The organism is Asanoa ishikariensis (assembly GCF_900107455.1).
In the GTDB taxonomy this organism is placed as follows: domain Bacteria; phylum Actinomycetota; class Actinomycetes; order Mycobacteriales; family Micromonosporaceae; genus Asanoa; species Asanoa ishikariensis.
Genome location: NZ_FNQB01000002.1, coordinates 1,603,547 through 1,626,821, shown reverse-complemented (window position 1 = coordinate 1,626,821; position 23,275 = coordinate 1,603,547). Strand labels below are relative to the sequence as shown.

General features: G+C 71.1%; 25 protein-coding genes. 10 read left to right on the top strand and 15 right to left on the bottom strand.

Features of this window, described 5'->3' with window-relative positions; all coding sequences use genetic code 11:
• Positions 1 to 57: 57 nt before the first annotated feature.
• Positions 58 to 2,169 (top strand): DNA helicase RecQ, encoded by a 2,112-nt coding sequence (recQ, locus tag BLV39_RS22010; RefSeq protein ID WP_090795848.1) that lies wholly within the window; start codon positions 58 to 60, stop codon positions 2,167 to 2,169.
• A 17-nt stretch (positions 2,170 to 2,186) separates the two neighbouring features.
• Here the strand turns inward: recQ and BLV39_RS22005 are convergent, their stop codons facing one another.
• Positions 2,187 to 2,453 (bottom strand): SHOCT domain-containing protein, encoded by a 267-nt coding sequence (locus BLV39_RS22005; protein WP_204082830.1) that lies wholly within the window; start codon positions 2,451 to 2,453, stop codon positions 2,187 to 2,189.
• Between the two features lie 111 nt (positions 2,454 to 2,564).
• On the opposite strand from BLV39_RS22005, the gene BLV39_RS22000 reads away from it, so the two are divergent.
• Complete coding sequence (locus tag BLV39_RS22000; protein WP_239083789.1) at positions 2,565 to 3,566, top strand: zinc-binding alcohol dehydrogenase family protein; 1,002 nt, start codon at positions 2,565 to 2,567, stop codon at positions 3,564 to 3,566.
• Here BLV39_RS22000 and BLV39_RS21995 read toward each other — a convergent pair whose 3' ends face one another.
• From BLV39_RS21995 to BLV39_RS21985, 3 genes are all read right to left on the bottom strand, one after another.
• On the bottom strand, positions 3,567 to 4,016 hold the full coding sequence (locus BLV39_RS21995; RefSeq protein ID WP_143049841.1) for a hypothetical protein: 450 nt from the start codon (positions 4,014 to 4,016) through the stop codon (positions 3,567 to 3,569).
• 391 nt (positions 4,017 to 4,407) lie between these two features.
• A complete protein-coding gene (locus BLV39_RS21990) occupies positions 4,408 to 4,866 on the bottom strand; it encodes a hypothetical protein (RefSeq protein ID WP_143049840.1) in 459 nt (152 codons plus the stop codon).
• A 146-nt stretch (positions 4,867 to 5,012) separates the two neighbouring features.
• Positions 5,013 to 6,065: a TetR/AcrR family transcriptional regulator gene (locus BLV39_RS21985; protein WP_090795838.1), complete on the bottom strand. Its 1,053-nt coding sequence runs from the start codon at positions 6,063 to 6,065 to the stop codon at positions 5,013 to 5,015.
• 118 nt (positions 6,066 to 6,183) lie between these two features.
• On the opposite strand from BLV39_RS21985, the gene BLV39_RS21980 reads away from it, so the two are divergent.
• Positions 6,184 to 7,344: a cytochrome P450 family protein gene (locus tag BLV39_RS21980; RefSeq protein ID WP_090795836.1), complete on the top strand. Its 1,161-nt coding sequence runs from the start codon at positions 6,184 to 6,186 to the stop codon at positions 7,342 to 7,344.
• Here BLV39_RS21980 and BLV39_RS21975 read toward each other — a convergent pair.
• Positions 7,315 to 7,971 (bottom strand): class I SAM-dependent DNA methyltransferase, encoded by a 657-nt coding sequence (locus BLV39_RS21975; protein ID WP_090795833.1) that lies wholly within the window; start codon positions 7,969 to 7,971, stop codon positions 7,315 to 7,317. The genes BLV39_RS21980 and BLV39_RS21975 overlap by 30 nt on opposite strands.
• Positions 7,972 to 7,981: 10 nt before the next feature.
• The gene (locus BLV39_RS21970; protein WP_090795831.1) at positions 7,982 to 9,151 is read right to left on the bottom strand and encodes an LCP family protein; all 1,170 of its coding nucleotides are present in this window, start codon (positions 9,149 to 9,151) and stop codon (positions 7,982 to 7,984) included.
• Positions 9,152 to 9,246: 95 nt separating this feature from the next.
• Between BLV39_RS21970 and BLV39_RS21965 the strand changes: the two genes are divergently transcribed.
• Together BLV39_RS21965 and BLV39_RS21960 are read left to right on the top strand one after the other, a co-directional pair.
• Complete coding sequence (locus tag BLV39_RS21965) at positions 9,247 to 10,092, top strand: MerR family transcriptional regulator (protein WP_090795828.1); 846 nt, start codon at positions 9,247 to 9,249, stop codon at positions 10,090 to 10,092.
• On the top strand, positions 10,089 to 10,997 hold the full coding sequence (locus tag BLV39_RS21960) for a transglutaminase-like domain-containing protein (RefSeq protein ID WP_090795825.1): 909 nt from the start codon (positions 10,089 to 10,091) through the stop codon (positions 10,995 to 10,997). Before BLV39_RS21965 ends, BLV39_RS21960 begins: the two co-directional genes overlap by 4 nt.
• Here BLV39_RS21960 and BLV39_RS21955 read toward each other — a convergent pair.
• Genes BLV39_RS21955 through BLV39_RS21945 form a run of 3 tightly spaced genes read right to left on the bottom strand, consistent with a single transcriptional unit; the run spans position 10,963 to position 12,997 of the window.
• A complete protein-coding gene (locus BLV39_RS21955; RefSeq protein WP_090795822.1) occupies positions 10,963 to 12,078 on the bottom strand; it encodes a damage-control phosphatase ARMT1 family protein in 1,116 nt (371 codons plus the stop codon). The two genes, BLV39_RS21960 and BLV39_RS21955, sit on opposite strands and share 35 nt — an antisense overlap.
• A gap of 20 nt (positions 12,079 to 12,098) precedes the next feature.
• Positions 12,099 to 12,482 carry a RidA family protein gene (locus BLV39_RS21950; RefSeq protein WP_090797662.1) on the bottom strand — a complete coding sequence of 128 codons (384 nt, stop codon included), beginning with the start codon at positions 12,480 to 12,482 and terminating at the stop codon, positions 12,099 to 12,101.
• Positions 12,479 to 12,997 (bottom strand): GNAT family N-acetyltransferase, encoded by a 519-nt coding sequence (locus BLV39_RS21945; protein WP_090795819.1) that lies wholly within the window; start codon positions 12,995 to 12,997, stop codon positions 12,479 to 12,481. The genes BLV39_RS21950 and BLV39_RS21945 overlap by 4 nt, the downstream gene beginning before the upstream one ends.
• Positions 12,998 to 13,104: 107 nt before the next feature.
• Between BLV39_RS21945 and BLV39_RS21940 the strand changes: the two genes are divergently transcribed.
• The gene (locus BLV39_RS21940) at positions 13,105 to 14,667 is read left to right on the top strand and encodes a glycoside hydrolase family 10-like protein (protein ID WP_239083790.1); all 1,563 of its coding nucleotides are present in this window, start codon (positions 13,105 to 13,107) and stop codon (positions 14,665 to 14,667) included.
• On the opposite strand, the gene BLV39_RS21935 is transcribed toward BLV39_RS21940, so the two are convergent.
• Positions 14,656 to 15,267, bottom strand: a complete 612-nt coding sequence (locus BLV39_RS21935) for a nitroreductase family protein (RefSeq protein ID WP_090795814.1) — start codon at positions 15,265 to 15,267, stop codon at positions 14,656 to 14,658. The two genes, BLV39_RS21940 and BLV39_RS21935, sit on opposite strands and share 12 nt — an antisense overlap.
• Before the next feature lie 43 nt (positions 15,268 to 15,310).
• On the opposite strand from BLV39_RS21935, the gene BLV39_RS21930 reads away from it, so the two are divergent.
• On the top strand, positions 15,311 to 16,663 hold the full coding sequence (locus BLV39_RS21930; RefSeq protein WP_090795811.1) for a transaminase: 1,353 nt from the start codon (positions 15,311 to 15,313) through the stop codon (positions 16,661 to 16,663).
• On the opposite strand, the gene BLV39_RS21925 is transcribed toward BLV39_RS21930, so the two are convergent.
• Positions 16,660 to 17,295, bottom strand: a complete 636-nt coding sequence (locus BLV39_RS21925; RefSeq protein WP_239083791.1) for a TetR/AcrR family transcriptional regulator — start codon at positions 17,293 to 17,295, stop codon at positions 16,660 to 16,662. The genes BLV39_RS21930 and BLV39_RS21925 overlap by 4 nt on opposite strands.
• A 60-nt stretch (positions 17,296 to 17,355) precedes the next feature.
• Between BLV39_RS21925 and BLV39_RS21920 the strand changes: the two genes are divergently transcribed.
• Both BLV39_RS21920 and BLV39_RS21915 read left to right on the top strand, forming a co-directional pair.
• Positions 17,356 to 17,640, top strand: coding sequence for a hypothetical protein (locus BLV39_RS21920; protein ID WP_090795808.1), 285 nt, complete (start codon positions 17,356 to 17,358; stop codon positions 17,638 to 17,640).
• On the top strand, positions 17,637 to 18,296 hold the full coding sequence (locus BLV39_RS21915; protein ID WP_090795805.1) for a class I SAM-dependent methyltransferase: 660 nt from the start codon (positions 17,637 to 17,639) through the stop codon (positions 18,294 to 18,296). Before BLV39_RS21920 ends, BLV39_RS21915 begins: the two co-directional genes overlap by 4 nt.
• Here BLV39_RS21915 and BLV39_RS21910 read toward each other — a convergent pair.
• Genes BLV39_RS21910 through BLV39_RS21900 form a run of 3 tightly spaced genes read right to left on the bottom strand, consistent with a single transcriptional unit; the run spans position 18,293 to position 19,990 of the window.
• Positions 18,293 to 18,592 carry a thiamine-binding protein gene (locus BLV39_RS21910; protein ID WP_090795802.1) on the bottom strand — a complete coding sequence of 100 codons (300 nt, stop codon included), beginning with the start codon at positions 18,590 to 18,592 and terminating at the stop codon, positions 18,293 to 18,295. The genes BLV39_RS21915 and BLV39_RS21910 overlap by 4 nt on opposite strands.
• The gene (locus BLV39_RS21905; RefSeq protein ID WP_090795799.1) at positions 18,592 to 19,047 is read right to left on the bottom strand and encodes an RrF2 family transcriptional regulator; all 456 of its coding nucleotides are present in this window, start codon (positions 19,045 to 19,047) and stop codon (positions 18,592 to 18,594) included. The genes BLV39_RS21910 and BLV39_RS21905 overlap by 1 nt, the downstream gene beginning before the upstream one ends.
• 7 nt (positions 19,048 to 19,054) lie before the next feature.
• Positions 19,055 to 19,990: a helix-turn-helix domain-containing protein gene (locus BLV39_RS21900; protein ID WP_239083792.1), complete on the bottom strand. Its 936-nt coding sequence runs from the start codon at positions 19,988 to 19,990 to the stop codon at positions 19,055 to 19,057.
• 149 nt (positions 19,991 to 20,139) lie between these two features.
• Here BLV39_RS21900 and BLV39_RS21895 point away from each other — a divergent pair, with 149 nt between their 5' ends.
• A complete protein-coding gene (locus BLV39_RS21895) occupies positions 20,140 to 22,521 on the top strand; it encodes a glycoside hydrolase family 44 protein (RefSeq protein WP_090795794.1) in 2,382 nt (793 codons plus the stop codon).
• Here the strand turns inward: BLV39_RS21895 and BLV39_RS21890 are convergent.
• On the bottom strand, positions 22,518 to 23,192 hold the full coding sequence (locus tag BLV39_RS21890; protein ID WP_176985010.1) for a TetR/AcrR family transcriptional regulator: 675 nt from the start codon (positions 23,190 to 23,192) through the stop codon (positions 22,518 to 22,520). The genes BLV39_RS21895 and BLV39_RS21890 overlap by 4 nt on opposite strands.
• Positions 23,193 to 23,275: the final 83 nt, after the last annotated feature.

The window sequence follows — 23,275 nt, the reverse complement described above, 5'->3', positions numbered from 1 at the left end:
CAGTCCTGCGCCCCGCTTGCCGCCCCATAGAATCGCCGAGTGACGACGACAGCGGAGATGGCAGGTGCCGCGCCGGTCGAGGTGCTCCGGCGGCTCTTCGGTTACGACACGTTTCGCAACCAGCAGGAAGAGATCATCGAGCAGCTGGTCGGCGGGGGTGACGCGCTGGTCCTGATGCCGACCGGCGGTGGCAAGTCCCTCTGCTACCAGATCCCGGCGATCGTCCGGCCGGGCGTGGGGGTGGTCATCTCCCCGCTGATCGCGCTCATGCAGGACCAGGTCGACGCCATGCGGACGCTCGGGGTCCGGGCGGGCTTCATCAACTCCACGCAGGAGTGGGGCGAGCGGCGCGACACCGAGGCAGCGTTCATCGGCGGCGAGCTAGACCTGCTCTATCTGGCGCCCGAGGCACTCGGCTCCGACAAGACGATGCGGCTGCTCGAACGCGGGCGAATAGCCCTGTTCGCGATCGACGAGGCGCACTGCGTCGCCCAGTGGGGCCACGACTTCCGGCCCGACTATCTCGGGCTGTCGGTGCTGCACGAGCGCTGGCCCGACGTGCCGCGCATCGCGTTGACCGCGACGGCGACCACCGCGACCCGCGACGAGATCGCCACCCGGCTCAACCTGACCGAGGCCAAGCGGTTCGTGGCGGGCTTCGACCGGCCCAACATCCAATACCGCATCGTGCCGAAGAAGAGCCCGGCCACCCAGCTCCTCGACTTCCTCCGCACCGAGCACAAGGACGACGCCGGCATCGTCTACTGCCTGTCCCGCGCGTCGGTCGAGCGCACCGCCGAGTTGCTGGTCGCCAACGGCGTGCCGGCCCTGCCCTACCACGCCGGCCTCGACGCACGCACCCGTGCCGCCAACCAGTCCCGCTTCCTCCGCGAAGACGGCCTGGTGATGGTGGCGACGATCGCGTTCGGCATGGGCATCGACAAGCCCGACGTGCGCTTCGTCGCCCACCTCGACCTGCCCAAGTCGGTCGAGGGCTACTACCAGGAGACCGGCCGCGCCGGCCGCGACGGGCTGCCGTCGACCGCGTGGCTGGCCTACGGCCTGCAAGACGTCGTGCAGCAGCGCAAGATGATCGAGACCTCCGACGCTGACCGCACCCGGCGCCGCGCACTGGGCCAGCACCTCGACGCGATGCTGGCCCTGTGCGAGACGGTCGAGTGCCGCCGGGTGCAACTACTGGCCTACTTCGGCGAGCCGGGCGGCCAGCCGTGCGGCAACTGCGACACCTGCCTGAGCCCGCCGTCCTCGTTCGACGGCACGGTCGCCGCGCAGAAGCTGCTCTCCACCGTGCTGCGCCTCGACCGCGAGCGCAACCAGCGGTTCGGCGCGGGCCAGCTCATCGACATCCTGCTCGGCCGGCAGACCGACAAGGTCACCCGGTTCCGCCACGACCAGCTCTCCGTCTACGGCATCGGCACCGAGCTTTCCGAGGCCGAGTGGCGCGGTGCCGTGCGGCAGATGCTGGCGCAGGGGTTGCTGGCGGTCGAGGGCGACTACGGCACGCTGTCGCTCACGGATGCCAGCGGCGCCGTGCTGGCCAAGGAACGCCAGGTCATGCTCCGGCGCGAGCCGCCGAAGACCCCGCGCCAGTCCCGCGCCGCGTCACCCAAGACTGCCGCCGCTCCGACGGCGTTGTCCGGTGAGGCGGTGGGCACGTTCGAGCGGCTGCGGGCGTGGCGCGCCGCGACCGCCAAGGAGCAGGGCGTCCCGGCCTACGTGATCTTCCACGACGCGACGCTGCGGCAGATCGCCGCCGACGAGCCGCGCTCGCTGGCCGACCTGGGCCGGATCAGCGGCATCGGCGAGAACAAGCTGGCCAAATACGGCCAACCGGTGCTCGACGTGCTGGCCGACTCCCTATCTGCCGCGGTCCCGGCCGCCGCCGCTCCGCCCGCCACCGCGCGGCCCGTCACAGCCTCGCCGGACAACGCTGCGGCAGGCGCCTCCGCCGCAGCGCGGCCTGGCGCAGTCTCCGGCGCCGCAGTGCGGCCGGGCGCAGTCTCGGCCGCCGCGCCCTTGGCCGCCGCCGCGGGGCCAGGCGCAGACCCTCCACCGCCGGCCGCCGGGTCCACGCCTCGGCCGAAGCCGGCCGCCGACGACGACCTGTGGGGTGATGAGGAGCTGGTGGAGCCCGACTACTACGAATAGCCGGGCTCCCACAACGCTTAACCCTTGGCGCGGAGGTTCGAGCGGCGCTCGCGGAGCTCGTGCTCGTCGATCTCGCCGCGGGCGTAGCGCTCCGCCAGGGTCTGCTCCGCCGCGTGCCGGGCGCTCTGACCCGGCGAGCGGCGCCAGATGACATAGCCGATCACCGAGACCACCAGCACCCAGAACACGATCGGGAAGACGATCCACCAGCCGGGGCCGCCGTGGTTCCAGGGACCGTTGTGCCACGCGGGGTCGGCGGCATAGGTCGTAAGTTGGGCCACCATCGTGGGGCTCCTTTCGTCGTGCCTCGACGGTCCCGCGTGTGAGCGCGCCCGGCGTCGCCCCTGGAGCGACATCCCGCGTACGCACCCGGACGCAGGCCCTACCGTGGGGTGATGGGTGATCTCATGCGGGCGGTCGGCTACCGGAGGGCTCTTCCGATCACCGACCCGGAGAGCCTGGTCGACGCCGACGTGCCGATGCCCACGCCGGGACCGCACGACCTGCTGGTCCGGGTGGAGGCGGTCTCGGTCAACCCCGTCGACGTCAAGTCCCGCTCGGGCGGCGACCCCAAGGGCTTCCGGATCCTCGGGTACGACGCGGCGGGCGTGGTGACGGCGGTCGGCCAGGCGGTGACCCGGTTCGGGGTCGGTGACGAGGTCTACTACGCGGGCCAGATCGACCGGCCCGGCAGCAACGCCCAGTTCCAGGCGGTCAACGAGAACATCGTCGGAGCCAAACCGGCGTCGCTCGACTTCGCGGACGCGGCCGCGCTGCCCCTGACCACGATCACCGCGTGGGAGATGCTCTTCGACCACTTCGGACTGTCGTCGACGAGCACCGGCACGCTCCTGGTGGTCGGCGGCGCCGGCGGCGTCGGGTCGATGGTCCTTCAGCTCGCCCGGGCCCGCACCGGTCTGACCCTGGTCGCCACTGCCGGCCGCGGCGACTCGCAGCGGTGGGCCATGGAGATGGGCGCGCACCACGTTGTCGACCGGCGCAACCTGGTCGAGTCCGTGCGCGCGGCGACTCCGGACGGCGTCGACTACCTGATCAGCCCGTACTCGAAGGGCAACATCGACGCCTACGCCGAGCTGATGCGCCCGCTCGGACACATCGCGGCCACCGACGAGCCGGAGGGGCTCGATCTGCTGCCGCTCAAGGCGAAGAGCGTGGCCTGGCACTGGGAGCTGATGTTCACCCGGCCGATGCTGCTGCCCGAGGACGCGTACCAACACGAACTGCTGGAGGAGACGGCGAAGCTGGTCGACGCGGGCACGGTACGCAGCACCGCGACCACTCGGCTCGGCCCGCTCGACGCGGCGACGATGCGCGACGCGCACGCCCGGGTCGAAAGCACCGCCGCCATCGGCAAGGTGGTCGTCAGCGCGAGTTGACTAGTAGACCAGGAAAACGATGAGGCTGCCGCCCACGCAGGCCGCGAGCCCGACGCCCATGACGGCCAGGCTCTCCCACCTCAGACGCACGGTCACCGGACCGTCGGCTGGTGGTGCGCCGTGCTCGTCGAGCATGGTGCGCAGCCTTTTCAGCTTCCTCTTGATGCCTCCGAAGGAGGTCGACTGCAGCTGCACCATCGCCTGGATCTCGATGGCTTTCTGGTCGACAGTGTTGGCGCGCACCACGAGGAACTCCATCGACGTGAAGTCGACGAAACGGCGCAGCGGAATCCGGTGCGCGCGGAACAGGTTGGCGACAATGAGCGCGCCGTCCCGGACCTGGACGTAGCTGCCCACCGTGGCGATGTACCCGTAGCAAATGCCGAAGCCCACGAAAAACACCGCTGCCATCGACGCCTCGGGGTCGTGGGAAAGAATCGCCACCACCACGGGGCCTACCATGAGCGGCAATGCGATGAACAGTGGGAACCCCGTCGATCGATACAGCCGCCGCGATGACATCGTCCTCCAAGAAGAACGCCCGTGATCAATTCGTGGGCCACATCGTAGACGCGGTTCGCCACCGGTCGCCGCGTAGCGATCCGGGCGGTCAGCGCTCGTCGGCCGGCCGCGCACGCACCCGCATACGGGAGATGCGGCGGCAGCCACGCGAGGTGCTGGAGGAGACGGCCGTGCTGGTCGACGCGGGCAAGGTACGCGGCACCGCCACGACGCGGCTCGGCCTCCAGCTCGACGCGGCGACAATGCGCGACGCCCATGCCTGCTCGAAAGCTCGGCCGCCATCGGCAAGGTCGTCGTCACCGCGAGCCGAGGGCTCAGGTCACGTCTTGTCCAGAATGAAAGTGAGGATGATGCCGCCCGTGAAGGCCGTGAGCCCGACAGCCATGACGGTGACGCTCTCCCACCGCAAACGCATGGTCACCGGGCCGTCGGCCGGTGGTGCGGCATGCTCGTCGAGCATGGTGAGCAGCCTTTTCAGCTTCCTCCGGACGTTTCCGACCGAGGTCGACTGCAGTTGGGTCATCGCGTGGATCTCGATGGCTTCCTCGTCGACGATGGTGGCGTTGACCTCGAGGTAGTCAACGCTCGTAAGGTCCACGAAACGGCGCAGCGGGATCCGGTGCTCGCGGAACAGGTTGGCGACGATCAGCGCGCCGTCCCGTACCTGGACCCAACTGCCCAGAGCCGCGGTGTACCCGTAGAAGATGCCAAAGCCCATGATGAACGCCGCCGCGCTCAGCGCGGCCGGGTCGGGATAGGCGAGGATCACCAGCGCCACGCCGCCGACGATGGTGAACAGCCCCGTGAACAACGGCAGACCCGTCGACCGATACAACCGCCGCGATGACATCGTCCTCCTGAGAAAGAACGCTCGTGATCGATTCGCGGCCACATCGTAGACACGGGGCGCCAGCGGGAGCGCGGTCAGGCGGCGGCCGACGCGGCGGCGTGGCAGGCGCCGAAGCCCTCCGCTCGCGCGACGATCCGCCCGTCGCGAACCAGCACCGCGGACTCGGTGGCGTCGCTGACGGACGGGACCCCGGCCGCCGCGGCCAGCACACCGCCGTCGTCGTGAACGACGGCCAGCCGCGGCCAGGCAGTCGGCGGAAACGCCACCCGTAAGCAGTTGCCAACCTCGGCCAGCGCCAGCCGCGCCAGCGCCGACAGCTCCGCCGGATCGCCGCTGACCAGCACGGCGGTGATCTCGGTGCCGGCCGGCGCCGTGCGGACCGCCTCCTCGATCGAGGCCAGCCGCTGCAGCCCGACCACCGCCACCACCCCACCCGCAGGGCCGCCCGGGGGCGGTGCCCAGCGCTCGTCGACCGGCCGCGCCCGCACCGCATAAGGCAGATGCGGTGGCAGCCACGCGTCGTCGAGGTCGAGGTCCGCGAGCTGCGCACACGCCCGCACCACGTCGAACGGCTCCACGAAGCCCGGCGCGGCCGCCGCCAACTGGCTCGCACCGTGCAATGTGGTCAGTGCCGTCTCCGCCACCCGGACCATGCGGCCCGTGCGGGTGCGCAGGTTCGCGAACGCCAGGTTCTCCAACGCCAGACCCAACAGGAGAGCGTTGAGGCGCATGAGCTGTGCGTACGGCCGCCGCGTCCCCTCGTCGGCCAGGATCTCCGGCAGCAGGTCCGCGCCGAGCCGAGCCGGCGATCGGTCGTCGTCGGTGAACAGCGGCAGCCGGGCACACCACGCCCGCGCGAAGGCGGCCAAGGCCTCCCGCGGTGTGGTCGAAGCGGTCGGCGCCGGGTCAAGGGGCTCGGACATCAGCGCCGCCGCCAGCACAGCGAAATAGAGCGCGCGCTTCCCCGGGAAGTTCGAGTAGACCGCACCCCGGGTGAGCTCGGCCCGCTCCGCGATCGAGTCGATCTTGGCTGCTCGGTAGCCCCGCGACAGGAACTCGGCGTGCGCCGCGGCCAGCACCTTCTCGCGGTTGCGCGACTGCGCCTCGGCCCGGCTGAGCCTTGCCATGCCACTCCCGTCGTGCGTCGGCGCAGCACCAGGCCTGGCGCCGCGGCGATCGTCCGTGTCAAGATATCTCCATCATTCAGATGATGAGAACATCTGATATTAACATCCAAGAGGTGTCATGGAGCTCCAGCTCAGCGATCCCGACCTGATGCGCGACCCCTTCACCGCCTACGGACGCCTCCGGGAACAGGCGACGGTCGCCGCGCTCGTGGCGCCGGGACTTCGACTGTGGGCGGTGACCCGGCACGCCGAGGCGCGCGCCATGCTGGGCGACCCCCGGTTCACCCTCGGCGAGGAGAGCTTCCAGCACCTCGACGTGCCCGCGCACTGCGTGCCCTACCTGCGCACCATGCAGCAGACGACCGGCGAGGAGCACGCCCGCCTGCGCCGCCTGGTCTCACCCGAGTTCTCCGCCCGGCGCGGCACGCAGTTCCGCCCGACGCTGGAGCGGATCGTCGACACGCTGCTCGACGAGGTCGACCGCAACGTCGAACCCGACGGCACGGTCGACCTGGTCCGCCACTTCACTACCCCGCTGCCGATGGAGGTGATCTGCGAGCTCGTCGGCGTGCCCAAAGACAACCGTCCACAGTGGCGCACCTACGGCGCGGCGATCACCGCGGGCCACGGTGCCGAGTTCGTCGCCGCCGTCCCGGCCATCATCGAGGGCGCCATAAAGGCGCTGGAGGCTAAGCGCACCAAGCCGGGGTCAGACCTGATCAGCCAGCTCCTGCGCAGCCGGGACGACGACAAGCTGACCGAACGCGAGCTCGTCACCTTCGTCTGGCACCTGGTGCTCGCCGGCCAGACCCCGGCCAGCCTGATCGCCAACGCGGTGCCGACCCTGCTCGACCACCCCGACCAGCTCGCCGCCTTCACGGACAACGCCGCACCGGGTGCGGTCGAGGAACTGCTCCGCTGGTGCGGGCCGCAAATGCTGACCATCCCCCGCCAGGCACGCGAGGACGTCAAGCTCGGGGGCGAGCTGATACCCGAGGGCGCGCGGGTGACCGCCATCCTGGCCGCGGCCAACCGTGACCCGCGGGTGTTCACCGAACCGGACCGCTTCGACGTGCACCGCACGGGAAACAACCACCTCAGCTTCGCCCACGGGCCGCACTTCTGCCTCGGGGCGCCACTGGCCCGGGTGCAGACCGAGGTGGCACTGACCGCGCTGTTCGCCCGCTACCCGGGGCTGACGCTGGCCGAGCCGCGGACAGAACGGATCCCCGACCCGGCCACCTGGCGCCTACAAACGCTCAGAGTCCAACTGGGCTAGCAGATAACAGCGGCGACTCGGGTACTCGACGCCGGGCAGCGGCGCGCGCATCGTGCTGGCCGCGACCGAGAACCCGGCCGCCGCCAGATCCGCGGTCACCGAGGCCGGGTCGAGATAGAACGAGTCGAGGTCGACCGGCGAGCCGAACCACGAGCTCAGGTGCTGGGTGCTGCCCGGCGGCTGGTCGGCGGCCGAGACGTGGAACGACACGAGCACCCAGCCGCCCGAGGAAAGGGCACGGGCGAACTCACGAAAAGCCCGCGCACGCTCCGCCGGCGCCAGATGGATGATCGAGTAGAACGCCACGATGCCGGACCAGGCGCCGTCGGCGACGGGCAGGTCCAGCATCGAGCCGACCTCGAAGCTGATCGACGGCCCGGCCTCGCGCGCGAGGGAGACCATCGCCGGCGAGAGGTCGACGCCGACCACCGCGCGGTGCCGCGCGGCCAGGTGCCGCGTCACATGTCCCGGGCCGCACCCGACGTCGGCCACGATTCCCGGGCAGAGCTCGAGCAACGCGTCGAGCAGGGCGCGGTCGACCGGCTTGGCCGCCAGTTCGGATCGCAGCGCCGCGTCGTAGGCGGCGGCCACCGTGTCGTACGCGTCGCGGGTCCGGCTCTCCGACATTCCCGGGACACTACTTGTTGACCAACTCCGGATGCGCGGCGATGAAAGCGTCGGCCGTGTCCGTCTGGATCGCGGCGAAGAACCGCTTCGCCTCAGCCGGCAGACCCTCACCGGCGTACTTGCCGTTGGAGTTGAAGACGCCGCCGCCCTTCAGCTTGACCATCGTGATCGAGTCCTGCCGCATGCCCTTCAGGGCGAAGCCGAAGTCGACCACGCTGTGTCCCCGCCCGTTGAACACCAGCGACTCCCCCGCCGCCCGGAGCACCCGGTCGAGCTTGGGCGGGTCCGTGAGCACCGACTTGCTCAGCGCCTGCTGGGCCATCGCCTTGACGAACTGCTGCTGGTGCCGCTGCCGGCCGTAGTCGCTGTCCTTGACGCCGTAACGCTGCCGCACGTAGTCGAGCGCCTGCCACCCGTTGAACTTGTGGGTGCCCTTCGTGTACTTGGCCTGCGGACCGTAGTAGGGGTGATCGTCCCCCGAGCCGTCGTTCGGGCGGTGTGTCCCGTCCGGCTTGAGGTGCTCCGAGTAGACGACGTCCTGGTCGACGGTCATCGTGACGCCGCCCATCGCGTCGACGATCTTCTTGAAGCCCGCGAAGTTGACGATCGCGCCGGCGTCGAACCGCTTGATGCCGGTGTAGTTGGTGACCGTCTTCGACAGCAGCTCGAAACCCTTGGCGCGGTCGGGCCGACCGTTCTGGACCCGGCTGCCGAACGCCATCGCGGAGTTGAGCTTGCCCCTGCCGCCGGGGTAGTTGGACTTCGGGAACGCCGGGATGTCGACCAGCAGGTCGCGCGGCAGCGAGAACAGGTAGCCGCGCTCGAGCCCCGCCGGGATGTGCATGATCATGATCGAGTCGGCCAACGGCAGCGTGGTGGTGTCGCGCGGGTCGATGCCGACCAACAGGATGTTGATCGGGCCCTTGATGTCGCTCTCCTTCGGCTTGACCTCGTCGCCCTCGCCGAACAGGTCCTCGGTCTTGACCGCGCCCTCGTAGCGGGCCAGCAGTGCCTGCGACGTCACGATCAACCCGCCGCTCACGACCATCAACACCGCACCGATGATCACGCAGACCCGGGCCCAGCGCGGGGTCGAGCGCTTCCGGGCAGGCTTATTCGTCGGCCCGGCTTTGGCGGGATCGGCCTCGGCGGGATCGGGTCTGGCAGGTTCCTTCGGCATCGTCGTCCTCCCCGTGTCATTAGAGAGACGCATTCGGATACCCAATGCGTTGCGGTCTTTACCTTGACCCTTGGGCAGGGTGAAGACTTGCCGCCATGGACGTGCGCGACCTAACCATCGGGGAGTTCGGTCGGCGGACCGGTTTGTCACCAAAGGCCCTGCGGTTGTACGAGGTGTCCGGTCTGCTGCGGCCGGCCAGTGTGGACCCGGCCACGGGCTACCGCCGCTACAGCGTCGAACAGGTCGAGCGGGCCCGCCGGATCAGCCTGTTGCGCCAGCTCGACATGCCGCTCGCCGTCGTGGCCGAGGTGCTCGCCGGCGACGACATCGAGGCGGCGATCCGGCTGGACCGCTGGTGGCAGGCGCAGGAGACGCAGGTGCAGTCCCGCCGCGCCAGCGCCGACTACCTGCGGGCGCAACTGACCAGGGGCGGTCCGGCCCGCACCCCGTATCCGGTGCACCTGCTCGACCGGACGCGGACCAAGGTCGCCAGCATCACCCGCGACTGCGACCAGCAGAGCCTGGTGCCGACGACGCTGGCCTGTGCCGCCGAGATCGGCACGCACCTGCGGGCGGCCGGCGCCGACCCCATCGGCGAACGGTGGATCGTCTTCCACGGCCACGTCACGCCCGACAGCGAGGCCACGGTCGAGATCTGCGTGCCGTTCACCGGCAGCGTCGAACCGACCGACGACATCGTCATCCGGATCGAGCCGCCGCAGACCCTGGCGGCCGTCACGGTGCCTCGCAAGGACTGCTTCTATCCCAAGATCATGCTCGCGTACGACGACGTCCAGGACCACGTGCACGACGCGGGGCTGGCCACGGCCGGGGCACCCCGCGAGATCTACTTCGCCGAATGGTGCGACATCGGCGACGACGACCCGTTCGTACACGTCGCCGTTCCGGTGCAGACCACATTGGAGGATGACCCCGCATGAACTACGCACGGCAGACCGCGTTCAGCGACCCCGGCGCGTACGCCCATCTGCTCGACAAGCTGCCCACCGACCCGCGCGAGCTGACCGCCACCGTGCGCAACGTGCTCACGCACTACCACGACCCCAACGTGACGCTGCCGGCCGACCGCGCGGAGGACATCAACAACCGCTGGATCGAACGCGTGCTCGCCACCGACCAGGGCCGGCACGACTGCCCGTTGGCCGAGCCGCGCGCCGCCGAGGACCGCGTGGGCGGCTGCTGCCGCGACTTCTCCCTGCTGACCGTCTCGGCCCTGCGCCACCAGGGGGTTCCCGCGCGGGTCCGGATCGGCTTCGCGGACTACTTCTTCGTGCCCGGCTTCCACCACGACCACGTGGTCGTGGACTACTGGGACGGGTCACGCTGGGTGCTGGCCGACCCGCAGATCGGCCCCGGCGACTGGCCGTTCGACCCCGACGACATGCCCCGCCCGAACGGTGCGGGCACGCCGTTCGCGACGGCGGCGGCAGTCTGGACCGCCCACCGCAGGGGCGAGGTCGACCCGGCCACGTACGGCGTCGGCCCCGGCATCCCGATCGGCGGCGACTGGTTCATCCGTGACTACGTGATCGCCGAGCTGGCCGCCCGGCAGGGCGACGAGTTGCTGCTCTGGGACATCTGGGGCGACATGTCCGACAGCGTCGACGAGGCCGGCGCGGCGCTCGCCGACGAGCTCGCCGCGCTGCTGCTGGCCGCCGACGCCGGCGACGAGGCCGCCTCGGACGAGCTGGCCGACCGTTATGCCAAGGACGACCGGCTCAACCCGCGCGGCCAGGTGCGCTGCCTGTCGCCCACCGGTGACGAGACGATGGTCGACCTGGCGACCCGGGTCAGCGCGCCTGCACCAGCCCGTGCCGGCCACTGACCCGCCAACGGGGCTCGGCGGCGTCCAGCCGCGCGACGGTCGCGCCGTCGAGCCCGACCACCACCTCCGACTTGCAGGTGCGTAGCGCGACGACCGGGACACCCAGGTCGGCGGCCGCCGCGGCGAACGGTGTCGTCGGTTCCCAGTCCCGGTCGCCGACCAGCCGGCGGTAGTTGAGGTCGCCCTTGACGACGACCACGCGGTGCCCGCGCAGGTCGTCGCCGAGGTCGGCCGGCATGGCCCGGAAGTCCAGCGGCGCGCACCAGAACCAGTGGGCACGCACGGCGATCCGGGAGTCCAGCGGGCGGCCGAGCCGCGCACAGGCATCGTCCACATCGGACGCGGCGGCGTCGGAAACGTAGTAGGGCATCGGCTTGACGTGCAGCGTGACCCGGTCGGCGCGACCGGTGTCGAGCAGCCAGTTGGCCAGCACCAGATCCGCCATGATCTCCCGGCCGCCGTTGTCGGCGACGACGCAGACCGGTCCCGGCGAGCGCAATGCCGCCGCCAGAGCGTCGGTGTCGTCGGACAGCAGCTCGTCCGGAGCGGCCGCGTCCCCAGGGCCGGCCGGTTGCTGCAGACGGAAGCTGATGTCGGCCCGGTTGCCGAACACGGCCGCCCGCACCACGGTCGCGAAGCCGTCCGCGGTCGGCGCCGCCGGCAGGTCCGCGACCCAGGCGAAGTCGCGGTCGAGGTCCGGGTCGGCGAGCTCAGCGGCCTTCATCGGGGCGAACGGGTCGACGCCCTGCCACGGGCCCGCGCGGAAGTAGTCGACGGCGTCCAGGATCCGCCGGTAGAAATAGCTCTCCGCCCAGAGGAACGGCGCATCCGCCCATGGCCGCCCGAAGTACCCACGGTCCCAGGCATCCCAGTCGGCCCAGTCCGGCGCGTCGCCGGGCAGCCCGCGGACCTCCCCGGTCAGCGACTCCTCGAGCAGCGCGCGCAGGGCGGACCGCTGCGCCTCGCCGTAGGGGTGCGCGGCCGCGACCCGCTCGATCAGCGTCGGATGGCGATCGTGGAAGACCTCCCGGGCGTACCGCCCCGGGGTCCCGACCAACAGCTCTTGCGGTGTGTCGCGCACCGCACCATCATCGCGTGCGGTCAGTGTCGCCGGGCGTCGACCTCGATTTCGATCCGCATAGCGGGGTCGGCCAGCCCGCAGACCATCATCGTGGCGGCCGGCGGCACCGGGCCGAACGCCGCCCGCAGCGTGGGCCAGCAGGGTTCGAAGTCGGCCCGGTCCGGCAGCAGGTAGCGGACCCGGACCACGTCGGCCAGGGTGCAGCCGGCCTCGGCCAGGGCCGCCTCGATATTGCGGACCACCTGCTCACACTGGGCGACCACGTCGTCGGCGATGGTCATCCTGGCGTAGTCGTAGCCGGTGGTACCGGACACGTACACGTGGTCGCCGTCGACCACCGCGCGGGCGTACCCGATCCGCTCCTCGAAGGTCGAACCGCTCGTGATCGTCTGTCGGGTGCTCACGCCGGCTTCCATTCGTCGTTGATGCGCTGGAAGAGCACGTGGTCATGCCAGTCGCCGGCCACCCGTAGGTACGACCGGGCGACGCCGATCCGCTCGAACCCGTTGCGGGCCAGCACCTTCTGCGAGGCGACGTTGTCCAACCGCGTGCCCGCCTGCACCCGGTGCAGGCCGAACGCACCGAACGCCAGCTCGACCATCAGCGCGGTCGCCTTGGACGCGATGCCACGGCCGTTGGCCGCCTCCGCCACCCAGTAGCCGAGGTTGGCGGACTGGGCCGGCCCGTACTCGATGACACTCAACGAGATCATCCCGACCACCTCGCCGTCGGCCTCGATGGCACACCGGTGCACGTGCGGGTCCGCCAGCGCGCTCTCGATCCGGGAGAGCTGCCCGGCCGGCGTGTAGAAGGACTCGGCGCGGTCCGGCTCGAAGGGTGCGAGGAACTCCCGGTTGGCGATAGCGAGGGTGGTGAATACGTCGGCGTCGGCCGGGTCGACCGGGCGGATCTGAACCATTATCCGATTCAACCAGCCCTCGGCGCCTGCACCTAAAGGGGTCGCTTTTCCTTATGTGGGCCTTTGTTCCGTTGACCACCACGCATCGTGGGCCTAGCGTCTTGGCCGTGCAGCGTCGGTTGCTCGTCGGGCTGGTGGTTGTCGTCCTCGCGGTGACGGTGCCGGCCGGTTGCGGGCTGTTCAATCGCAGCTCCGAGTCGAGCCGCGATGGCGACTCGGTCGGTGCTTCGCTGGGCACCTGCGACGCCCAGAGCCTGGTCGCCAAGCGCGAGCTTCGCGGCATGTGGCTCACCACGGTCAGCAACATCGACTTCCCGAGCCGGCCCGGGCTGCCCGAGGCCAAGGTGAAACAGGAATACCGCGGCTGGCTCGACCTGGCCGAGAAGATGAACCACAACGCGGTGTTCGTGCACGTCCGCCCCAGTGGCGACGCGTTCTGGCCGTCCGCGTACGCGCCGTGGTCGGAATGGCTGACCGGGGTCCGCGGCAAGGATCCGGGCTGGGATCCGCTGGCCTGGATGATCGAGGAGACGCACGCCCGCAACCTCGAGTTCCACGCCTGGTTCAACCCGTACCGGGGCAGCCAGCCGGCGACCTCCGGCGGTGCCGGTGCCGACTTCGACAAGCTCGCGCGCGACCACCCGCTGCGCAAGAACCCGGAGTGGGCGGTGGCGTTCCCCGAGGGCGCGAAGAACAGCCGCTTCTACTTCGACCCGGGCAACCCCGCGGCCCGCGCGCACGTCGAGGACGCGATCCTCGACGCGGTCAACCGTTACGCCATCGACGGCGTGCACTTCGACGACTTCTTCTACCCGTACCCGGAAGGGCACGAGTTCAACGACGACGCCAGCTACGCACGCTACGGCGACGGGAAGTCCCGAGGCGACTGGCGCCGGGCCAATGTGGACACTTTCGTCCAGGAGGTCAGCCAGAAGATCCACGAGGCGAAGCCGTGGGTACGCTTCGGCCTGAGCCCGTTCGGCATCTGGCGCAACAAGAGCTCGGACCCGGCGGGCTCGCCAACCCGCGGACTGGAGAGCTACGAGGCCATCTACGCCGACACCCGCAAGTGGGTGCGGGAGAAGTGGCTCGACTACATCGTCCCGCAGCTCTACTGGAACATCGGGTTCGACAAGGCCGACTACGCGAAGCTGTTGCCCTGGTGGGCCGACACGGTCAAGGGCACGGGCGTGCAGCTCTACGTCGGCCAGGCGGATTACCGCATCGGCGAGGCCGGCCCGTGGAGCAAGCCGGCCGAGCTCGACCAGCAGCTCACCCTCAACGAGCGCTACGGAGTCAGCGGCAGCATCCACTTCAGCGCCAAGCAGGTCAAGGCCGACCGGCTCGGTGCCGTGTCGCGCTACCGCGACGCGCACTACGCGACGCCCGCGCTCGTGCCGACCATCGAGCGGTTGCGCGACGCGCGGCCGTCCGCGCCGACCCCGACCGGGGCGCGGCGCGACGGCGACCGCACGGTGCTCACCTGGCGACCGGTCGACGACGTGACCAGCTACGCGATCTACCGGGCCGACCCCGAGGCGAAGACCGCCACCCTCGTCGACACCATCCGGGCCAACGACCTGCCGAGCTGGATCGGCCCGGCGGCCAGCTACTGCGTCACGTCGCTGGACCGTGCCAACAACGAGAGCGAGCCGGTGCTAGTCGGCTGAGGCTGACGTGCCCCAGTTCCCGCGGAACACCACGTCGTCGGTGGGCCGGCGGCGGGACCGCAGGTCGCGCGGCGGCTCGGAGCTGTAGCCCACCGAGATGGCACCGATCGGCGTGTACGCGGCCGGCACGCCGAACTCCGTCTTGAACGGCTCGATGGCGTCGACCGGCATGCCGAAGAAGCACGCGCCCAGCCCGGCGTCGACGGCGGTGAGCAGCATCATCAGCGAGGCCATGCCGGTGTCGATGTCCCAGTAGGGCGCCGGCCACCACGCGTCGGAGCGGTCCTCGTGCCCCTTGTCCGCCTGCGCGTAGCGGTCGAGGTAGGCGTCCTTGTGCGAGCACGGCACGATCAGCAGCGGGGCGGCGAAGTGGGATGCGAGCCACTTCTCCGGCTCCGCCGAACGGTGCATCGCCGCGCGGAACCGGTCGAGGTCGGCGGTCGTGTCGAGGACCAGAAAGCCCCATCCTTGCGACATTCCGGCGGACGGGGCGCGCAGTCCGTTGTGCAGGATCCGGTCGACGACCTCGGACGGCACCGGACGGTCGGGCTCGTAGCTGCGCACCATCCGGCGTTTGCGGACAACATCCTGAAACTCCATCGCATCACCGTACCGGCGGGGCGTTCGCTGGTACGGTGCGGCGATGATCGCCCGCGATCGACTGGACGCGCTGCTCGCCCGGGAGCGGGCCGCGTTCGTCGCCACGCACCCCCGATCCGCCGAGGCCAACGCGGCCGCCGGCAACCTCTTCGGCCGGGTGCCGATGACCTGGATGAACAAGGCCGCGACGGGCCTGCCGGTGTACGCGGCCCGCGCGCGCGGCGCACGTCTGACCGATGTGGACGGTCACGACTACGTCGACTTCTGCCTGGGCGACACCGCCGCGATGGCCGGCCATTCGCCACCCGCGGTGGTCGCGGCGGTCACCGATCGACTCGCCTCGGGCGGCGGCCTGGCCACGATGCTGCCCACCGAGGATGCCGCCCGCGTCGGCACCGAGTTGGCCCGGCGCTTCGGTGTGCCGAGGTGGAGCTTCACGCTGACCGCGACCGACGCCAACCGGTGGGCGATCAGGCTGTTGCGGGCGTTGACCGGACGGCCCCGGATCCTGGTCAACTCCTACTGCTACCACGGATCGGTCGACGAGTCCCTGATCGTGGTCGGCCCGGACGGCAACGCGGCCAGCCGCCCCGGCAACGTGGGCGCGCCGAGCGACGTCACGACGACCAGCCGGGTCGCGGAATACAACGACCTGGCCGGGTTGGAGCGCGAGCTCGCGCACGGCGACGTCGCCGCGGTGCTGATGGAGCCGGCGCTGACCAACATCGGCATCGTGCTGCCGTCACCCGGCTATCTCGCCGGAGTCCGGGAGCTGACCCGGCGGCACGGCAGCTACCTGGTCAACGACGAGACACACACGTTCTCCGCCGGTCCGGGCGGCGCGACCGCGGCCTGGGGACTCGAACCCGACGTCGTCACCATCGGCAAGGCGATCGGCGGCGGCATCCCGGTCGGCGCGTACGGCCTGTCCGAACCGCTGGCGGACCTGCTCGGTGCCCGCGCCGACCTGGACCTGGTCGACATGGGCGGAGTCGGCGGCACGCTGGCCGGCAACCCGCTGTCGCTGACCGCCGCCCGGGCCACCCTGGAGCACGTGCTCACAGCGACCGCGTTCGAAGGCATGACCTCGGTGGCGACCGCGTTCGCCGACGGGGTCCGCGACATCGTCGCCGGCGCCGGCCTGCCCTGGTCGGTCACGCAACTCGGCGCCCGGGTGGAATACCGCTTCCGGTCCCCCGCCCCGACGAGCGGCGGCGCCTCGGCCGCGGCGACCGACCCGTTGCTGGAGGACTACCTGCACGCGTACCTGCTGAACCGGGGTGTGCTGCTGACCCCGTTCCACAACATGGCGCTGATGTCCCCGGACACCACCCTCGCCGACGTGGCCACGCACCACGAGGTCTTCGCCGCGGCGATCGCGGAGCTGACGAGCTAAGCGGCGATGAGCTGGGGTTCCAGGGTCGAAGCGGCCCAGGCCTCGAACCGCTCCGGCGACCAGCCCCGGTCGCGGACGAACAGCAGATAGAGCTCGGGCGAGAGGACCGCGTAGAGCACGTCGGCGGCGTCGGCCGCGGACACGTCCGGGCGCGCACCGGGCTTGGCCATCAGCGACCGGGCCGCGGTCGACTGCACCGTGTAGCGCGGGTTGGTGTCGGGCCACAGCCCGGCGATCTCCGGGTCGGTGCCGGCGGCCTGCTCGACCATCTGGACGATCGGCGCGACCCGGTCGAGCACCCGGGCGCTGCCGGCCACGTGGGTGCGCAGGTGGCCCTCGGCGGTCGGTGCGTCGAGCCCGGCCTGGAACCAGTCGCGGTCCATCGTGGCCACCGGCTCGTCGTCGCCGGCGATGGTGACGTCGACCATCTCCTTGAACAACGACCGCTTGTTGCCGAACGTGAAGTAGATGGTCTGCACCGCGACCCCGGCCGCCTCGGCGACATCGGCGAGCGTGGTGGCCCCGTAGCCGCGCTCGACGAACAACTGCCGCGCCGCGTCCAGCATGCGGGTGCGGGTCTCCCGTGCCTTCACCGTGCGCCGGTTCGGCGCCTTGCCCTTGACGCTCGTCACCGGCCTAGTGTAACTCTAGAGTCAGTCACTAGTGAACAACTCTAGCGAGGAGATCCTGAGATGTCGATCGTGCGTGTCACCCGCTTCACCACCGACCACCACACCGACGGCCTGCTGGCGAAGCGGGCCGAGCTCATCGCGGCCGTCCGCGCCGAGTTCGCCGGCCCCACCGCGACCCGGCTGACCCGGGACACCGAAAGCCAGACCTGGACCGACACCTGGACGTGGGAGTCGGCGGCACACGCCGACGCCGCGGCCGCGGCCCGGCTGCCGTTGGCCGCCGAGGCGTTCGCACTGGTCGAGCTGAAGGGTGTCGAGACGGCCGAGGTCGTCGACGAGCGATGACCGACGAGGCGACGCGGAGGTGGCTCCGGGCGACCTGGCCGTTCGTGCGCGACGCGCTGCCCGCCGCGCCGGCCCGGGTGATCGAGATCGGGTGCGGGCCGGCCGGTGGCTTCCTGCCCCACCTCGAAGCCGCCGGGTACGACGCGGTCGGCGTCGACCCCGAGGCACCGGTGGGCGCGCGATTCCACCGGATGGAGTTCGAGCGCTACGTGCCGGCGGCGCCGGTCGACGCGGTGGTCGCCTGCACGTCGTTGCACCATGTCGACGACCTCGACCACGTGGTGGACCGGATCGCCGCGGCGGTCCGGCCCGGCGGCACGCTGGTGGTGGTCGAGTGGGCTCGCGAGCGGTTCGACGAGCGCACCGCCCGCTGGTGCTTCGACCGACTGCCGGCGACGGACGGCGAGGGCTGGCTGCACCGGCACGCGCGAAACTGGCGCGAGTCGGGCGCGGGCTGGGCCGCCTACTTCGAGGGTTGGGCGGAAGCGGAGCGGTTGCATCGCTCCGACGACATCGTCGCGGCGCTGAACCGTCGCTTCCGCACCCGTTCGTCGACGGCGGCGCCGTACTTCTTCGCCGACCTCGGCATCACCGAGGACGACGAGCGATCAGCGGGTGTCGCGCTGACCGGCCTGCGCTACGTCGGCGTTGCCTAGCCGAGCAAACGGTCGATGGTGGCGACCTTGCTGTCGAGGGCGCCGGTCACGCCCTCGCGCCAGTCGACCTTGATGACTGTCGAGGTGCGTGGGGCGCGGGCCTGGACGGCGGCCACGGCGGCCTTGACCACGTCCATGGCCTCGTCCCAGGTCTCGCCCTCGACCGTGGTGAACATGGCGTCGGTGCGGTGCGGCAGGCCCGACGCGCGGACCACCTTGACCGCCTCCGCGACGAGGTCGGCGACACCCTCGCCGGCGCCCAACGGGGTCACGCTGAACGCCACCAGGACCGACATCAGCGCGGCTGCCAGGCGTCGGGCAGGGCGGTCAGTTTGCGGATGTGCGCGGGGAGCTTGCCGCTCAGCACGTCGGCCAACGTGGTCTCGTCGACCACCTCGCGGACGGCGGCGCGCACGGCGACCCAGATCCGGGGCAGGTTCTCGGCCGAGCCCTCGTACGCCGTCTCCTCTGGCCGCACGCCGCGCACGCCGGCCAACGGGCCGTCGACCGCACGCAGGATCGCGCCCACCGTCACCTCGCGCGGCGGCTGGGTCAGCGTGTAGCCGCCTTCGGCACCGCGCTGCGCCCGGACGATGCCCGCCCGCCGTAGGTCGGCCAGGACAGCCTCGAGGAACTTGCGTGGCATGTCCTGGTCGGCGGCCAATGCCTGAGCCGACATCACCGACGGGTACGCCGCGGCGAGGCTCAGTGCCGCGCGTACCGCGTAGTCGCCCCGCGCCGAAATCTGCACGGGACCATCATGCCTCGCCCGCGACCCGGGGCGTCGGCCGCCCGTGAAGATCGCCGGCGGCGGGGCGCCGTTGGGACGGGAACGCGTTGCGTGGCGGGGGCCGTTGGGCCGACCGGAACGCGCCCGGGCTGGTGCCCGCCTCCCGGTGGAAGAAGCGCCCGAAGTTGGTCGGCTCCGGGAAACCCAGCCGCCGCCCGATGTCGGCGATCGGGTCGTCGGTGACCGCGAGCAACCGCATGGCCTCCAGCGTGACCCGGTCGTCGATGACCTGCTTGGCACTGCGACCGGTGGCAGCGAGACAGGCCCGCGTGACCGTGCGGACGGAGTAGCCCATCCGCTCCGCGTACTCCTCGACCCGCCTGGTCTGGGTGAAGTCCTTCTCGACCTCCAAGCGGAACCGGACGTACGCGTCGTTGCGCTCGGCGGGCCGGCGACCGGGCAGCAGCGCGATGCGCAGCAGCAGCACGGCGAGCTGGTGGCGGAGCAGGCCGGCGGCGAGCGTGCCGGAGCGATGCCGCTGGCAGTCGACGACGAGCTGGCTCACCTCGTTGATGACCGCGTCCTCGTCCTCACCCGCTAGCTGCCAGCAGGCCGGACCGAGCCCGCCGTCGAGCAACGCCGGGTCGTCGGCGACCTCGGCGACCGCCGACGGCTCCCAGCACACGACGATGGCGTCGAGGCCGGCGCCGCCGTTGTGGCGGATCACCTGACCGGGGCGCACCCAGAGCAGCGTGCCGGGCCGGCAGAGGTACGGCCGGAAGTCGATCTCGTGCTGGCCGTGGCCGACCGTGACCAGCACCAGGACGTGTTGGTCGCACCGGCGTACGCCGGCCAGGTCGTAATGTCCGGACAGCTCGCGCAGAGTCACCGTGCCGACACCGGCCCAGCCTGGTGCGGGCGCCATCGCTGTGCTGTCGCCGGCCGGTTGACCGATAAGGGCCATCGCCCGACGGTAGCGGGGGATGCGCCCGAGCGCATCCCACAAGCCGGTGACGATCCACGTCCGTGGTAGCGGAGATAGATGGATGTCGGTTAATCTCAGGCCGGTCCGGGCTGGGCATAGTCCACACACGTCGCCGCCCGGAGGTTCGCATGCGCCCGACACCGTTTCTCGCCGCCGTCCTGCTGACCGCGACCCCCGCCACGGTGGTGCTCGCCGCCGCCGGTCCCGCGCTGACCGTCGACGTCACGGCGGACCGGCATCAGATCAGCCCGCACGTGTACGGGATGAACTTCGCCGACGCCACCCTCGCCGACGAGCTCGACCTGCCGGTGCGTCGCTGGGGCGGCAACGCCACCACCCGTTACGACTACCGCTACGACACCACGAACCGGGCCAGTGACTGGTTCTTCGAGAACATCGCGGAGGAGAACGCCGATCCCGACGCGCTGCCGGACGGCTCGACCACCGACCGGTTCGTCGAGCAGGACCGGGCGACCGGCAGCGACACGATCCTGACCGTGCCGCTGATCGGCTGGGCGCCCAAGGCGCGCGACGGGTCGTGCGGCTTCTCGGTCGCCAAGTACGGGCCGCAGCAACGCACCGACGAGTGGCGGCCCGACTGCGGCAACGGCATCAAGCCGGACGGCACCCCGGTCACCGGCAACGACCCGACGGACACCAGCGCACCGGTGGGCGCCGCCTACGTGCGCGCCTGGATCGACCACCTGACCGACAGGTACGGCACCGCGGCCGACGGCGGCGTCCAGTTCTACAACCTCGACAACGAGCCGGACATCTGGCACAGCACCCATCGGGACGTGCATCCGCTCGGCGCGAGCTCGGTCGAGTTGCGGGACCGGGCCGTCGAGATCGGCGCCGCGGTCAAGGCGGCCGACCCCACCGCGGCCACCCTCGGCCCGGTCGGCTGGGGCTGGACGAGCTGGGACTACTCCGGCCTCGACCAGGAGACCTGCGGCCGCACCGGCTGCTGGGCCGACCCACCGGACCGCGCGGCCCGCGCTGGGTTGCCGTTCACCACCTGGTATCTCCAGCAGCTCCGGGCGTACGAGCAGGCGCACGGCACCCGGGTCCTGGACTACTTCGACATGCACTTCTACCCGCAGGCCAGCGGCGTCGCGTTCGGCAACGGCAACGACCCGACGACCAACGCGCTGCGGCTGCGCTCGACCCGGTCGCTCTGGGATCCCACCTATGTGGACGAGAGCTGGATCGGCACGCAGGTGCGGCTGGTGCCCCGGATGCGCGAGCTGGTGGCCGCCAACTACCCGGGCACGAAGACCGCCGTCACCGAGTACAACTGGGGCGCGCTCGACCACGTCAACGGCGCCCTGGCGCAGGCCGACATCCTCGGCATCTTCGGCCGCGAACGGCTCGACCTGGCCACGCTGTGGGCGCCGCCCGCGGCCACCGACCCGGGCGCGTTCGCGTTCCGGATGTACCGCAACTACGACGGCACCGGCGGCCGGTTCGGCGACGTCGGGGTGCGGGCCACCAGCACGGACCAGGACCTGCTCTCCGTGTACGCGGCCGAGCGGTCGGGGGACGGCGCGCTGACCGTGGTGGTGGTGAACAAGAGCGGCGCGGCACAGACGGCTCCGGTGTCGCTGGTCGGCCGTTCCGGCTCCACGGCCCGGGTCTACCGCTACGGCGCCGCCAACACCTCGGCGATCGTCCGGGCGGCCGATCAGCCGGTGACCGGCGGTGGCTTCGAGGCGACGTTCCCGGCCGACAGCATCACTCTGTTCGTCCTCGACCGCCCCGACACCGCCGCGCCGACCGCGCCGGGTGCCCCCGTGGCAGCGGCCATCGGCCCGGACTCGGTCACGTTGACCTGGGCACCGTCCACGGACGACACCGGCGTCGCCGGCTACGACGTGTGGGCGCAGCACACCGACTACGTCTACAAGGCGGCCAGCTCGGTCACGCCGGGCGTCACGGTGACCGGCCTGCAACCGTCCTCGGAGTACCGCTTCACGGTCCGGGCCCGCGACGCGGCCGGCAACCAGTCACCGCCCTCCCCCGGCCTGACGGTGTTGACCGCACCGCGCCCGGGCGCGCCCAGCCTGACCGCGCGCTATCTCAACCTCGACTGGTCACCGGGCGACAATCAGATCAGGCCCGGCATCCAGCTCGACAACAGCGGTGCCGCGGCGGTGCCGCTGCGTCGGGTGACCGCGCGCTACTGGTTCACCCGGGACGGCGGCGCGCCGACCGTCAACGCGTGGTGCGACTGGGCCCAGGTCGGTTGCGCGAACGTCACCCGCCGGGTGGTGGCACTGCCGGCGGCGCGGCCGGGCGCGGACGCGTACCTGGAGGTGGGTTTCTCGTCAGGAACTCTCGCACCGAGCTCGTCGACGGGCCAGATCCAGCTCCGGATGAGCAAGGCCGACTGGTCACGCTTCACGGAATCCGACGATTACAGCTTCCGTCCGAACGCACCGGGCTACGCCACGAACGCCCGCGTCACCGTCTACGTCGACGGCGTCAAGGTTTCCGGCACGGAGCCCTAGGGCTCCCGCTGGAAGACCGGACGCGCCACGGTGCGGGCCACCTCACCAGGCGTCATCGGCGGCTGGCTCAGGGGGTGCGCCCGCTCCGGGCGGACGCTGTCCAGGAAGAGCTCGACGTTGCGGCGCCACGCGTTGGGTGCCACGTCCCGGGTGACCTCGGCGACTCGGCTGTTCGAGAGCGTGATGAAGACGAGGTCCTCGGTCGTGAAGTCGGGACGGATGACGCCCTCGGAGCGGGCGCGGCCGACCAGTTCCACGATGCGGCGCTGGATCTGGCGGCGGAGCTCCATCAGCCGCGGCGCGCCGTCGAAACGGGTCGTCATCAGGTTGAGGAAGCCGCCTCGTTCGGCCTCCTGGGCGCAGGTCTCGAGGAGGTAGCCGGCGAACCCCGTCCACCGGTCGGGGTTGGCCAGCGCGCGTTCGACCAGGTCGAGCTGGGCCTGCAGCGGCTCCTCGAGCACCGCTTCCCAGAGCGCCAGCCGGGTCGGGAAGTGCCGGTAGAGGGTGCCCGGGCCGACGCCGGCGGTGGTCGCGATCCGGTCCATCGGGGCATGCAGCCCGTCGGTGGCGAACAGCGCGCGGGCGGCCGCGAGCAGCCGTTCCCGGTTGCGGACGCTGTCGCTGCGCTCGGCACGGGTGCGCCGCGCTCTCCCACCAGCCTCGTTCGCCACGCGCCCAGCATAGCGGGAATACCGGAGGGCTGTCTCCGTTATAGCCTCGTAGCGGAGGCACCTCTCCGTTAAAGGCATCGAGG